We start from the raw sequence: 14,309 nt of genomic DNA, 5'->3' as shown, positions 1-14,309 counted from the left end.
GACGTTTGCATTTTGGGGAAGTGGAAGCCGCGTTTGACGGCTCAGGGAAGGAGCAATGAACATGAAGGGCAATCTTGATCGGTCTGCCAAGGCCATGCTGAATTTGGGTGCCAGCATGCTGGCGCTGGCTTTGCCAGTGGCTGCTCACGCGCAGGACGTTCCGCAGGAAGCCGCAGAAGAAGCCGCGCCCGGCGATGATGCGATCATCGTAACCGGTAGCCGCGTGCGTGGCACCGCGCCGGTGGGTGCGGCGGTAACGGCGCTAGGCCGCAAGGACATCGAAACATCAAGCGCGGTAACCGTGGACCGCATGATCCGCGAAATCCCGCAGGTTTTCGATCTTGGCGTCTCCGAAAACTCGCGCGGGCAATCGGGCGGCAGCGGCAACATCACCTTCGGCAACTCGGTCAACCTGCGCGGGATCGGGCCTTATGCCACGCTGATCATCGTCGATGGCCACCGCGTGACCAACAACAGCCGCTCGATCGATCCCTCGACCATTCCTTCGCTGGGTGTTGAGCGGGTTGAAATCATCGCTGATGGCGCTTCGGCCATCTATGGTTCGGATGCCGTGGCAGGCGTGGTCAACATCATCCCGCGCCGTTCACTGGATGGCGGTGAACTGCTGGCCCGCCAGGGCATTAGCAGCCGTGGCGATTTCCATGAAACCACGCTGGGCGCTGCGCTGGGCAAAGTGTTTGATCGCGGGCAGATCATGGTCGCCTATGAACATATCGAACGCTCGAACCTGTCAGGCGATGATCGCGATTTCTTCACCAGCGATCAGCGCCGCTTTGGTGGGACGGACTATCGCATTGTTCGTTGCGATCCGGGCAATATCAACGCCAACGGCACCACTTATGCCATCCCCGCATCCGGGCTTACGCAGGCAGGCGCGGCAGGCTTGGTCGCAGGATCGCTCAACAAGTGCGATGAGCTGACCAATCAGGATCTGATCCCTGAACAACGCTACGATTCGGTCAACAGCACGGGCCGGTTCGAGGTCAGCGACTGGCTGGAAGTGTTCTACGACGGGTTTTATTCCAAGCGCTCATTTTATCGCAAATCGGCCTTTGCAAGCGCGCGGATCACTGTGCCCCAGACCAACGCCTTCTTCGTGCGCCCCGCCGGTTTTACTGGCTCCAGCTACACGCTCGATTACAATTTCCGCGATGATCTGCCGACCAACGATTCATCGGGCTTTGCCAAATCATGGCAGATCACGCCGGGGGTAAAGGTCAAGCTGCCCGGTGACTGGGAAGCCGAAGCCCTGTTCGGCTATGGCAAGACCAACGATTTTTCGGGATCGTACTTTGCCACCAACAATGCCGCGCTCAATGCCGCCCTGGCCAGCAGCAATCCCGACACTGCGTTTGATCCCTATGGCCTTGGCCGCACCAGCCAGGCCGTGCTCAATGGCATTGCCAACCAGATCTTTCTTGCCCCCACCAATGGCCGGTTGCGCACTTATGAAGGCCGCCTCAACGGCAGCCTGTTCACTGCACCGGGCGGCGATGTGAAACTGGCGGCCGGGTATGAACGGCAAGACTTCACTGTCGCGCTTGGCTCGGCCCGTGGCGGCCCGACGACGCCGATTGTGTTCCGCAACTTCGGGCGCAAGGTCGATTCGTTTTATGCCGAACTCTATGTGCCGGTGTTCGGCCCTGAAAACGCGATGGGCGGCTTCCAGCGTCTGGAATTCAACGCCGCCGTGCGCCACGACAAGTATTCGGACGTAGGCGGCACCACCAATCCCAAGTTTGGCGTGAACTGGGTGCCGTTCGATGGGGTTAAGCTGCGCGGCAGCTATGGCACATCATTCCGCGCGCCGACGATCCCTGAAATCTATGGCAATTCCAACAACATCTTCGGCCAATCGTACCAGAATCCGGCCGGCGGCGCGCCGCTGCAGGGCTATGCGCTGTCTGGCCCCAACCTTGATCTTGAGCCGGAAACGGCCACGTCATGGTCGGTCGGCATCGATTTCGATCCCACGCCCAACCTGCATTTCGGCCTGACGTACTGGGATGTGAACTACAAGAATCAGGTGCTCGCCAACCTGTCGAACCTCGCCATTCTGGGCACGGAAGCGCAGTACGCCGGGACCGGAATCATCCTGCGCGGCACCGATGCGGCCACCCGCGTGCAGCAATTACTGGCACAGGGCGTGACGCTGGCGGGTGGCTCCTTCCCCGGCGGCAGCGCGGCCAATGTCACGCTGTTCGTCGATGGACGCAGCCAGAACCTTGGCGTTTCTGTCACGCGCGGCATTGATTTCATTGGCAGCTGGCGGGCCGAACTGGGCGGCGAAGATGCGCTGACGTTTAGCGCATCAGGCACTTATCTGACCAAGTACCGCGTGGCGCTGACCCCCACCGCCCCGCTGATTGACCGGCTGAACTTCATCTTCAACCCGCTGAAGTTCCGTGCGCGCGGCAGTGTGACATGGGATCACGGCGCGTTCAGTGCGCGCGTGCTGGCCAACCATGTCAACGGCTATTTCAACAATCTGACCACCGCCGGTCAGCAGGTGAAAAGCTACACGCCGATCGAGCTGAACCTAACCTACCGGATCGGGGATCGAGACGCGACCGGCTTCTTCGACAAGGGCATGACGCTCAGCCTCGAAGTGCGCAACCTGTTCGATATCGACCCGCCTTATGTGAACCTCGCGCCCAGCGGCAACGGCAGTGGCGGCTATGACGCCAGCGCCAGCGACCCGATTGGCCGCTTGTTTGCCGTGTCCTTGCGCAAGTCGTTCTGACCCTATGCGCGGCGGAGCGATCTCGATTGTGCTGGCAGGGGACCTCGTGCTCGATGAGCCCGATGCGCCCTACTGGCTGGCCGGGATCGCTCCGACACTGCAGGCGGCAGACCTTGCGGTCGGCCATCTGGAAGTGCCGCATTCGGCGCGCGGGGTTGAGCTGAAAGGCGATGTCCCCGCACCCGCCGCACCGCCGGAAAATGTGGCGGCGATTGCGGGGGCGGGGTTTCATATGCTGAGCCTTGCCGGGAACCACATTGCCGATTGCGGGGCCGATGGCATTGCCGATACCCTTGCGCTGTTGGCAGCGGCGGGGCTGAAAGGCACCGGCGCGGGGCTGACCCTGGCACAGGCGCGCGCTCCGGCAGTGGTTGAACGGGGCGGACGCAAGATCGGCCTGCTCAGCTACAATTGCGTCGGACCAGTAATTTCGTGGGCCAGCGACAGCCGCGCCGGTTGCGCCTACTTGCGCATCGAAACTGCAGACGGTTCCCCCATCGCCCCTGCCGCCAATCTTGAACACGTGACCGATGAAGCCGTGGCCATCTTGCAGGCTGACATCGCCGCCCTGCGCCAAGAGGCTGATTTCGTGATGGTCGCGCTGCACAAAGGCATTGTCCACACCCCCGCGCGCCTTGCTCCCTATGAACGTGCAATCAGCCACGCCGCCATCGATGCGGGCGCGGACGCGGTGATCGGCCACCATGCCCACATCGTGCGCGGCATCGAGTTTCATCGCGGCAAACCGATCTTCCACGGCCTCGGCAATGGCTGCGTCGTCACCAGCGCGCTAAGCCCCGCACAAGACCATCCGGCCCGCCGCGAATGGGCCGAGCGGCGCAAGGTGATGTTCGGGTTTGAACCGGACCCGGCCTATACTCTCGCCCCATTCCATCCCGAAGCGGTCAATGCCATGCTGGGGCGGCTGACCTTGCACCCGGACGGCAGGGTGGACGTAGGCGTTGTGCCGGTAGACGTGCTGGCACCCGGACGGCCCATGCTAGCGACAGGAGAACGAAAGACCGCCGTGGCCCGCTATATCGAACAGATCACCGTGGCCGCCGGACTGCCCGCCATCACCATCGCGGCTGACGGGACGGTGTCGGCATGAAAGCCTTGCGCACAGCCGTGACCCTGACCGGCGGCATCGCCCTACTCGCAGCCACCGGCATCGATACGATCTCAGTTATCGGGCGGCACATCGGCCTGCCGTTTCGCGGCTCCATTGAACTGGTGCAAGTCGCCGTGCTGGTCGCCGGAACGCTGGCCCTGCTGGTGGCCACGGTCGACCGTTCACACGCAAAAGTGCACCTGCTGGTTGACCGGATGAGCGAACCCGCCCGCGCCATGCTGGATCGCGTATCCGCGCTGTTGGGCGCGCTGTTCTTCGCCGCCCTGCTGGCCGGTTCGGCTTGGCTGATGGCCGATCTGTGGAGCGGGCACGAGGAAAGCGAAGTCGTCGGCGTATCATGGCGCGCGATGCGGCTGTTCGCCAACGTCGTGTTCGCCACGATTGTGATCGCGCTGCTGGGCCAGGTCATTCGGAGGCGCAAGCCATGATACTGGCAACGCCCGAAACCGGCCTGATCGGCGTGCTGATCCTGTTCGCACTGCTGCTGGCGGGCCTGCCCATCGGCGTGGCGCTGGGTCTTGTCGGCCTTGGCGGGCTGTTCCTCGTGCTCGGCATAGAGCCAGGGCTGATCAAGGGCGGGGTGGTGCTGGTCGATACGCTCACCCGCTATGAACTCGGCACGCTGCCGCTGTTCATGTTCATGGCGCACTTGTTCTTCTCGTCCAACGCCAGCCGCGATCTGTTCGATGCGGCTGCCAAGATGGTAGGCCACCGGCGCGGCGGCCTCGCCTATGCTTCGGTCGGCGGCTGCGCTGGCTTTGGTGCAATCAACGGGTCGAGCCTTGCCACAGCGGCCACCATTGGCCTTGTCGCCCTGCCCGAAATGCGCAAGCGCGGTTATTCCGATGCGCTGGCCACCGGCACAGTGGCAGCAGGCGGCACGCTGGGGCAGATGATCCCGCCATCGGGCGCGCTGATCGTGTTCGGGATCATCGCCGAACAGTCCATCGGCAAGCTGTTCACCGCCGCCATCGTGCCGGGCATCACGCAGGCGCTGCTCTATTGCGCGGTGATCTGGATCGTGGTGCGCCTGCGCCCCAATGCCGCCCCTGCCAGCGAACGCGCCACCTGGGCTGAGCGGCGCGCGGCACTCGGCAAGATTGCCGACATGGTGCTGCTGATCGCGCTGGTCATCGGTGGCATTGCGCTGGGTTGGTTCAGTCCTTCGGAAGCAGCCTCCATTGGCGCGGCAGGCGCTCTGGCAATCGCCGCGTGGCGCCGCCGCCTGAACGGTGACATGCTGATGCAGGCGTTCGAAGAAACGCTGCGCACCAGTGGCTTGATCCTGATGGTCATTATCGGCGCACTGGTGTTTTCGGTGTTCATCTCGGTCACCGGCGTCACCGATGCGGTGGGTGCCTGGGTCACCGGCCTCGCGCTGGGCACCGTGCCCACACTGCTGCTGGTTGCGCTGATCCTGCTGCTGCTCGGCTCGGTGCTCGATGGGCTAGCGCTGATGCTGCTGACCACGCCGATCCTGCTGCCGGTGGTCGAAAGCGTGGGCATGTCGGCCATCTGGTTCGGCATCTTCCTGTGCCGCGCAATGGAGATCGGCTTTGTCCACCCGCCATTGGGCATGAACCTCTATGTCATTCAGGGCGTGGCCAAGGATGTCAGCATCAACCGCATTTTCAAGGGCGTGATGCCGTTCCTTGCCAGCGATCTGTTCCACCTCCTGATCATCATCCTGTTCCCCGCGCTGGCGCTGGGACTGCCCGAATTGCTTGGAAACTAATGATGATAGCTTACGCTGGCCCCAACCTGCCGCACGATCTGTTCGATGCCACGGGTCGCAACGCTGGGCCGCTCACATGGAACATCGACCGCGCGATGCCCGCCGCTGACCGCTGGCTGGAAAGCAAGTTCGCGCCCTGGACCCGCTCGGTGGTGCAGGACTGGGCTGATGGCGCACTCGACCATCTGGAAGCCGTGGTCTTCACCCGTGCCGACGACAGCGCACAGCGGCTCTATTACTATCTTTGCGAGCTGCGCCGGGCAGGTTCAATCAACGGGCCAGAGCCGCTCATGCTCGACATCGCCAAGATCGCCCGCAGCAGCAGCGTGGCCCGCACCGAAGCTGCCCTGCGCCAACTGGGCGAAAGGCTGAGTGTAGATGCTGGGGCGCTTTCGGCGGCTATCGCCAGCGGCAATGCGGTGCGTTGCGATGCGACGCCTGCTGTAGCCGCAATCGCCCCGGTCTGCCTGATTGCAGGCAGCCCGCTGCCCGATGACCGGATGCACGTAATGGTCGCGAACGCCGGTTGGGCCGCTACTGGCCGTACGCTGGCCGATGAATGGGCAGATCGCGGCCCCGAAGTGGATGAAGCAGGCGACCCGTTCGCGGCTCTTGCCCGCCAACTTCACGCCCGCCATCTGGATACTCGCGGGTTCTATGATCGCTCCGCCGTGCTGGCTGAACAGGCGCGCAGCATCGGCGCAGAAGCCGCCGTGCTGTGGCTTATCGAAGAGGACGACACTACCGTCTGGCACTTGCCCGCGATGCGCGCCGTGCTGGAAGATTTGGGCGTGCCGGTGCTGGTGGCCACGCGCCGCGATTGGTCCTGCCGTGACGGGATCGACACTGAAATTGCAGCATTTCTCGCAGGAGTTTCCGCATGAAGCCGCTTTCCGGCCACCGCGTTGCCGTGCTGGGCAACATGGCAGACCGCGCGCTTGCCCGATTTCTCGCGTCATTGGGCGCAGAACTGGGCGGGCCAGTCGAAGGTGCGTCGTTCGTGATTGATGACCTCGGCCTCGAAGGGCTGGAGGGCGTGACGATCCCCGAAAGCGCAGTCCACGTTTCGGTCACCGCCTTCGGTTCGGGCGGCCCGCGTTCGGCATGGCAGGGCGGCGAACTCGTCGCCTCGGCCATGGGCGGGGCCTTGCGCGTAACCGGAGAACCGGGCCTGCCGCCGGTCAAGGAAGCGGGCGATGCCTGCACCTTCCACGCCGATATGGTCGCCGCATCGGGCGCACTGGCAGCGCATTATGCACGGGGCACCCATGGTAAGGGTCAACACGTCGACGTGTCGATCCAGCAGGTTGCTTTCAGCCGCAATTTCAACGGCGTGCTAGTGTGGCAGTTCGATCAGCGCAAGTTGGTGCGCGTCGGCGGCGCGCTCGCCTATGGCAAGGCCACGGTGCGCGCGATCTGGCGGCTTGCTGATGGCTGGTGCTTCCATTCATTGATGACCGGACGCCTTGGCGCGCCCGCCAATCAGGCGCTGTCTGACTGGATCGACGAAGTGGGAATGCCCAATCCGCTGGCAGGCACAGATTGGCTTTCGTACAACCGTTCCACCCTGCCTGCGGAAACCCGCGCCGTATGGGAAGCAGCCATCGCGGCGTTCTTCCTGTCACGCACCAAGCACGAAATCGCCACCGAGGGTTTGCGGCGTGGGATCAACGCCTGCGTGGCCAACGAACCGGCAGACGTGCTGGCCGACCCGCATCTGGCCGCGCGTGGCTTCTTCGATACGGCAGACGGCTTGCCTGAACGCTTTGCTTCGTTCCGCGAAGGAACCGCGCAAATCGCCGCGCCCGCCATCCACACCGGCACCCGCCCCGGCCCGCTTTCCGGCGTTAAAGTGCTCGATTTCGCATGGGCGCTGGTCGGCTCGATCACCACCAAGACGCTGGGCGATCTGGGGGCAGAGATCGTCAAGATCGAAAGCCGTACGCGGCCCGATCTTGCGCGGCTCGATGTGCAGGTCTCGGCCTCAAAGCCCGGAAACTGGGACGACAAGCCGTGGTTCGCGCACCTCAACACCTCCAAGCGCAGTGTCTCTCTCAACATGAAAAAGCCAGAGGCGCGCGAGCTGATCGATCCGCTGATCGATTGGGCCGATGTGGTGGTGGAGAATTTCTCCCCCGGCACGATGGCCAAACTGGGGCTGGACTATGACAGCCTCGCCGCGCGCAATCCCGGCATCGTCATGGTATCGGGCAGCGTATTCGGCCAGACCGGGCCAATGGCGCAGCAATGGGGCGTTGATGGCACCGGTGGCGCACTTTCCGGCCGCACGTTCCTTACCGGATGGGCGGATCGTGACCCGGTGATCCCCGGCGCGGTGCCTTTCGGTGATGTGATCGTGCCCTATGTGATGGCCGCTGGCGTGGCGGGTGCCTTGCAGCACCGCCGCGAAACCGGGCGCGGGTGCCACATCGATGCGTCGATGTATGAAATCTGCGTGCAGCAGATGCGCGACTATCTGGCGCAGGCCAAGCGCGGCGAACGCCCGCAACGTATGGGCAATTCCGATGCGCGCGTGTTCTGGCAGGACGTTCTGCCTGCTGCTGGCGACGACCGTTGGGTGGCAATCTCTTGTTCGACCGAGGCGGACCATGCTCGATTGTTGGCGCTGACTGGGCCGAACCCCGCCGCGTGGACTGCCGCACGCGAAGATCAAGCCATCGCCGCCGAACTCCAGTCCCACGGCATCGCCTGCGGCGTGGTGCAGGATTGCGAGGACATGATCGAGCGCGATGCGCAACTGATCGGGCGCGGCGCGCTGGCCATGCTGGACCATCCGCTACTCGGCCCCTTCGGCCACATCGCCACGCCAATCCGCTTTTCGCGCGACCAATTCGCCCCCTTCCGCGCGCCCGGCATAGGTGAGCATGTGCATGAAATCGCACGCGATCTGTGCGGCCTGACCGAGGCCCGGATTGCCGAACTAGACCAGGCAGGAGTTTTCCAGTGAGCGACGCCCCAACTGCACCATCGGGCCAGCGCAGCCGCAAGGATCTTGCCTGCACATCTGCCGCCAACGCCTTTCAAAAGCAGTTCGGCGCAGACCTGAAGCGCCGCGTGGTGGACGAGGGTGAGCCTTTCGCCATCGTCCAGGCCGATACCCCGCACGAGATTTTCCACGTGATGGGCATCCCGATCATCACCAACCAGTGGTGGTCGGCCTATATCTCGGCCAAGCAGCTTTCGAACCACTACTTCGAAGTGATGGCGCAGGCCGGTTACCCGAAAAACAGCTGCAAGTACTGCTCCTTGGGCCTTGCCTGTACGCTGGCCAACGACCCGAAGACCGCGCCATGGGGCGGCTTGCCCAAGCCCACCGTGCTGGTGGCGCGGATGACCTGCGATTGCATCCAGCACGTGTTCGGCCAATGGGCCGATGCGCTGGGCAGCGAATTCTTCCCGATGGAGGCACCCGCGTGGGAGCACAAGGACCCGCGCTGGTTTGCGCATTCGCGCAACGCATGGGACGAGGTCTATGATCCAGACCGCATCGCGCTGGCGGTCACGGAAATGCGCGATCTGATCACGCTCCTGGAGAACCGCACCGGGCGCAAGTTCGATGAGGCCAAGCTGCATTACCTGATGGAGCGGATCAACGAGCAGGAAGGCTATATCTGGGAAGCCGCGCAAGCCATTGGAACGGCTCGGCCCTGCCCCGTCTCAATTGCCGAACAGATGCCCAACACGATGATCCCGCAATGGCACCGCGGCTCCGACTGGGCGGTAAACCACGCCAAACGCTTCCGCGATGAAGTGATGGAGCGCGTTGCGGCAGGTGCAGGTTGCGCCACGCAGGAGAAAATCCGCCTGATGTGGATCGGCGCGGGCGTGTGGCACGATCCCGGCTTTTATCAGGCACTTGAAGAGCGCATGGGCGCAGTCTTCGTCTGGTCGATGTACATGCCGTTTGCCGGCCCGCAGTACATCCGCGAATTGCAGGGCCGCCCGATGGAGGCGCTCGCCAGCCGCGTCTGTTCGATGAACGAGGTGCTGCATCTGCCGCCGTGGATGAACGGGTGGATGACCAGCGAGGCGGAGCGGTGCGGGGTCGATGCCTGCGTCGTGCTGCTGCCGCCCGAGAACCGGCTATCCCAATCGGGCACGAAGATCACTGCCGAAGCGTTGGAAAAAGCGGGCGTCCCGGTGCTGATGATCGATGCCGATATGGTCGATGCGGGTAACTGGGACCATGACAAGATGGTTGGTCTTGTGGCGGACTTTCTGGTGCAGCGGGGGCTGGCTTGAGGCGGCCAGGTGTCATCTCTGTGCTTCTAGGTGCACTTCAGGCGCTGTTCCTTTCCGGCTGCGCGCGCCCGGTGGAAACCGGCGTGACCGAGCTGGTCTTTGCCTCGCCCTACAGCCCCAACCACCCCTTTTCGAAAGCCGATCAGGAGTGGATGGCATTTGTCGAAAAGCGGTCCGAAGGGCGCCTAAAGATCAAGCCGGTATGGTCGGGCGCGCTGCTTTCGTCGGACATGTCGATGGAGGAACTGCGCCACGGCGTGGCCGACATCGGCCTGATCACGCCGATCTATGTGCGTGGCGGAACGCACCTTATCCGCATCCAGTCGGGCTTTTATCAGGGCGCGGACAGCGTTGAATCGCAAGTAAAACTCTACCGCTGCATCGATGCTGCCAACCCGCAGGTGGGGCGCGAACTGGCGGGCTTGAAGGTGCTGGCGGTGCAGGGCGGCACGTTGCCCGGCCTGATCACGGTCAACCGCCCGGTCAAGAGCCTAGCCGACATAAAGGGCCTGCGCATCCGCGCGCCGACCGAACTGCTTAGCGTGCTGGATTCGCTGGGCGCGGACCCTGTAAACATGCCGATGGGCGAGGTCTATTCGGCGATGGCCAAGGGCGTGATCGATGGCGTGATCGCGCCGGAGGACACGTTCAAATCCCTGCATTTTGCCGAGATTTCAAAGCACTTCTACCAGATCGCCGTGCCGCGCGGGGCCTATCCGGCCCGCGCGATGAGCGCCAAGCGGTGGAACACTTTGGCGGTGGAAGACCGCACCGTGCTGGAGGAAGGCATAGGCGTGTGGGAAGCGGCGCTGGCGCGGCAGGTGCGCGCGGCGGTGGACAAGGGCAAGGATGAAGCCGCGGCCTACAAGGTGACTTTCCATCCCGCCACAGCGGCGGATCAGCAGCGCTTTGATGCGATATATCTGCGCGATTCGCAGGCCAATGCGCGCGGCCTTTCGGCGTTTGGCATTGATGGTGAAGCGGCTTTCCGTTCGGCCCGCAAGGCGGTGCAGGGGCGGGACAAGATTTCCTGTGGGAGTGGAATATGAGACGTTTGACAGCCCTTGCCCTGTCGGCGGCCCTTTGCGCCGGCCCGCTGATTGCAAACGCGCAAGTGATTGGCGAACCAGCGGGAACCGGCGCTTCGCCTGCCGTTGCCGAAGCCCGCGCCGATGCGCCGGGATACACGATCTACCGGCCCTCCAATTGGCCGAAGGAACCGCTGCCGCTCGTGCTGTGGGGCAATGGCGGGTGCCGCAACAATGGCCTGTCGGCCAGTCACTTCCTGCGCGAGATTGCCAGCAACGGATACGTGGTGATCGCCAACGGCGCGCCAAAGGAAGAGCGCCCGGTGCAGGCCGCGCTGCCGCCAGCCAATGGCCCGCGCCCCACCGGCGCTCCGCCGCCACGCGCCACGGCGGACGAAACGCAGACTAGCCAGATGCTTGGCGCGATTGACTGGTTGGCGAAGAGCGACCTTGCCCCACATGTAGACACCACACGCATTGCGGTGATGGGCCATTCCTGCGGCGGATTACAGGCGCTGGCCGCCGGGGCCGATCCTCGCGTCGATGCCGTGGTGGCCTTCAACAGCGGCGTCTACGTGCGCGCCGGATCGGGGCTGAGCGGTGTGGGCATCACCAAGGAAGACCTGACCAAGCTGCACACGCCGGTCGCCTACATTCTCGGCGGGCCGGATGACATTGCCTATCCCAACGGGTCTGACGATGTGGCACGGATCGCGCATGTGCCGGTGTTCTATGCCAATTCGCCGGTAGGCCACGGAGGCACTTTCGGCCTTGCCAATGGCGGCGATTATGGGCGCATCGGCGCGGCCTGGCTCGATTGGCAGCTGAAGGGCAGCAAGGCGGCAGGCGCGATGTTTGCCGGGACCGATTGCGGCCTGTGCACCGACAAGACGTGGACGATTGTCCGCAAGCAGTTCCCGGAGAAACCATGAGCAATCCTCCCGGTATCGGGCCACTATCCGGCATCCGCATCGCCGATTTCAGCCACGTTATGGCAGGCCCCTATGCCTCGCACCTGCTGCGGCTGATGGGCGCGGAGGTGATCAAGATCGAGCCGAAGGGCGGCGACGGGTTCCGCAATTATGGCGCGGATCGGCGCTACGACGGCATGTCGCCCGCGTTCATCGCGGCCAATGCGGGCAAGAAGTCTATTGCGCTTGATCTGAAGGACTCAGGCGATCTGGGCATTGCGCGCGACATCATTGCGCGCAGCGACGTGGTGCTGGAAAACTTCCGGCCCGGTGTGATGGCGCGGCTTGGGCTTGGGTACGAAGCGGTGTGTGAACTGCGCGCCGACGTGATCTATTGCTCGGTTTCGGGCTATGGTCAGGAAGGACCGCTGCGCGATTGGCCTGCCATCGACAACATCGTGCAGGCCACCAGCGGCATGATGATGCTGAGCGGCGAAGAAGGCGATCCGCCGGTGCGGGTGGGCTTTCCGATCGTGGATACACTGACCGGGCAGACCGCCGCGATGGCTATTCTGGGCGCATTGATGCAGCGCGAGCGCAATGGCACCGGCAGCAAGCTGGACGTGTCGATGCTCGATGCCAGCCTTGCGTTCATGACATCGGCTCTGACGCCGTTCATGGTGACGGGCAAGCCGATGAGCCGCATGGGCAATACCGGATACAGCGGGTTGCCCACCGCTTCGCTGTTTACCGCAGCCGACGGGCGGCAGGTTTCGCTTGGCGTGGTGCAACCGCCACAGTTTGCCGCGCTGGCGCGGGCGATGGGGCGTGAGGATTGGCTGACCGATCCCGCCTATGCCACACCCGATGCGCGGCGAGCGAATTTCGATGCAATGCACGCCGAACTTTCAGCAGAGTTCGTGAAGGACAAGGCCGCCGCGTGGGAGAAGCGGCTCAGCGATGCCGGCATACCCTGCGGCATGGTGCGCCGGGTGGATGAAGCGGCCGATCTGGCGGGCGAAACCGCGCTGATCGACATCGCAATTCCGGGTCTGCCGCAAGAAAACGTACGCATCCCGGGTGCGGGCTATCGCGTGGAAGGGCAGGTGCCAGTCACGCTTGATGCACCGCCGCGTCTTGATGCGGATCGCGAGAGCATTCTGGCATGGCTGGCAGGCGAGTGCGCGGCGTGAAGCGCGCTTTGAAAGTGTGCCTTGCCTCGGTGGCGCTTTTGGGAACTCCCGGCGCGGCGCAGGATGCATCCGTTCGGACCGTGGAAGGCACATTGCCCGGCGGTGCGCAGTGGCAGGCGGTGGTGCCGCAGACCTTCAACGGTACGCTGCTGCTTTACAGCCACGGTTATTCCCCGCGCAAGGACGCGCCCGAACCTGCGCCGAAGGAATACCGCGAACTGTTGTTGCGCAAAGGGTACGCGCTGATCGCGTCAGACTTTGGCGCGGGTGGCTGGTCGCTGGAACAGGCTGTTCCGGCGCAGCGTGGGGCGGTGGAGGCCTTTGCGGCAAAGGAAGGCCGTCCGCGCCGCGTGCTCGCGTGGGGTTCATCGATGGGCGGGCTGATTTCCACGGCTTTGGCGGAGCAGGATCAGCCCGCGATAGATGGGGCGCTGGCGATGTGCCCCTCCATCGGCGGGGCGGTGGGCATGATGAACATGGGGCTGGACGGAGCGTTCGCCATTGCCACGCTGATCGCTCCCAATTCCGGCCTGTCTTTGGTCAACGTGGCCGATGACATGGCCAATGGGCGCAAGGCGATGGCGGCAGTTTCGGCAGCAGCCCAGACAAGGGAAGGACGCGCGCGGATTGCGCTGGCAGGCGTGCTGGGCGGCATTCCGGGCTGGACGCGCAGCGACCGGGCGCAACCGTCAGCGGAGGATTTTGAAGGTCAGGTCGGTGAAATGGCCGCGACGCTGGTGTTCGGCACGCTGATGCCGCGCAACGATCAGGAGAGCCGCGCGGGCGGGGCGTTTTCGTGGAACACGGGTGTTGATTACGCGCAAGTTCTGGACCGGACGGGCCGCCGTCCGCTGGTGGAGGCCATGTACCGCAAAGCCAGGTTGAGCCTTTCGCGCGATCTGGCGGCTCTGGCCAAAGCACCGCGTATTGCCGCCAAGCCTGCGGCCGTGCGGTACATGCTGCAGAACTATACGCCCACTGCGCAGCCCAAAGTCCCGATCGTGTCATTGCAGGCAGTGGGAGATGGCGTGACTTCGCCTTCACTGCAGCGCGCCTATATCGAGGCTGCGCCGCGTGCGATGGCCAACGGTTTGTGGTCAAACAGCGCGGGCCATTGCCGTTTTCCGGCCGAGCAGGTCATGGCAGCACTGGGCCATCTGGAAGCGCGGCTTGATGGTGAGACATGGCAGGCGCGGCCTGCGGTGTTCATCGATCACACGCCTGCACCGATGGTGCAAACCTGCATTCGCCGGACCGGAACCACCGGCCCGGTGTGCCAGTAA

General features: G+C 63.9%; 11 protein-coding genes. All 11 read left to right on the top strand.

Annotated elements, in window-relative coordinates; translation table 11 throughout:
• Positions 1-61: 61 nt before the first annotated feature.
• Genes AC2A1F_RS06065 through AC2A1F_RS06015 form a run of 11 tightly spaced genes read left to right on the top strand, consistent with a single transcriptional unit; the run spans position 62 to position 14,309 of the window.
• Positions 62-2,764, top strand: a complete 2,703-nt coding sequence (locus AC2A1F_RS06065; protein WP_484207836.1) for a TonB-dependent receptor domain-containing protein — start codon at positions 62-64, stop codon at positions 2,762-2,764.
• A gap of 4 nt (positions 2,765-2,768) precedes the next feature.
• A complete protein-coding gene (locus AC2A1F_RS06060) occupies positions 2,769-3,875 on the top strand; it encodes a CapA family protein (protein WP_484207835.1) in 1,107 nt (368 codons plus the stop codon).
• Positions 3,872-4,324, top strand: coding sequence for a TRAP transporter small permease (locus tag AC2A1F_RS06055; RefSeq protein ID WP_484207834.1), 453 nt, complete (start codon positions 3,872-3,874; stop codon positions 4,322-4,324). Before AC2A1F_RS06060 ends, AC2A1F_RS06055 begins: the two co-directional genes overlap by 4 nt.
• Complete coding sequence (locus AC2A1F_RS06050; RefSeq protein ID WP_484207833.1) at positions 4,321-5,631, top strand: TRAP transporter large permease; 1,311 nt, start codon at positions 4,321-4,323, stop codon at positions 5,629-5,631. Before AC2A1F_RS06055 ends, AC2A1F_RS06050 begins: the two co-directional genes overlap by 4 nt.
• Before the next feature lie 2 nt (positions 5,632-5,633).
• Positions 5,634-6,515, top strand: coding sequence for a hypothetical protein (locus AC2A1F_RS06045; protein ID WP_484207832.1), 882 nt, complete (start codon positions 5,634-5,636; stop codon positions 6,513-6,515).
• A complete protein-coding gene (locus AC2A1F_RS06040; RefSeq protein WP_484207831.1) occupies positions 6,512-8,599 on the top strand; it encodes a CaiB/BaiF CoA-transferase family protein in 2,088 nt (695 codons plus the stop codon). The genes AC2A1F_RS06045 and AC2A1F_RS06040 overlap by 4 nt, the downstream gene beginning before the upstream one ends.
• On the top strand, positions 8,596-9,894 hold the full coding sequence (locus tag AC2A1F_RS06035; protein WP_484207830.1) for a 2-hydroxyacyl-CoA dehydratase subunit D: 1,299 nt from the start codon (positions 8,596-8,598) through the stop codon (positions 9,892-9,894). Before AC2A1F_RS06040 ends, AC2A1F_RS06035 begins: the two co-directional genes overlap by 4 nt.
• A 20-nt stretch (positions 9,895-9,914) precedes the next feature.
• Positions 9,915-10,943, top strand: coding sequence for a TRAP transporter substrate-binding protein DctP (dctP, locus tag AC2A1F_RS06030; RefSeq protein ID WP_484207829.1), 1,029 nt, complete (start codon positions 9,915-9,917; stop codon positions 10,941-10,943).
• Positions 10,940-11,854, top strand: a complete 915-nt coding sequence (locus AC2A1F_RS06025) for a dienelactone hydrolase family protein (protein WP_484207828.1) — start codon at positions 10,940-10,942, stop codon at positions 11,852-11,854. The genes dctP and AC2A1F_RS06025 overlap by 4 nt, the downstream gene beginning before the upstream one ends.
• Entirely contained in the window at positions 11,851-13,026 is a 1,176-nt protein-coding gene (locus AC2A1F_RS06020; RefSeq protein WP_484207827.1) for a CaiB/BaiF CoA transferase family protein, read from the top strand. Before AC2A1F_RS06025 ends, AC2A1F_RS06020 begins: the two co-directional genes overlap by 4 nt.
• Positions 12,999-14,309, top strand: coding sequence for an alpha/beta fold hydrolase (locus tag AC2A1F_RS06015; RefSeq protein WP_484207826.1), 1,311 nt, complete (start codon positions 12,999-13,001; stop codon positions 14,307-14,309). The genes AC2A1F_RS06020 and AC2A1F_RS06015 overlap by 28 nt, the downstream gene beginning before the upstream one ends.

It is taken from the genome of Novosphingobium sp. HNCC26BN242 (assembly GCF_057180525.1).
The sequence above is the reverse complement of the archived record's forward strand: the minus strand, read 5'-3'. Positions and strand labels throughout refer to the sequence as shown.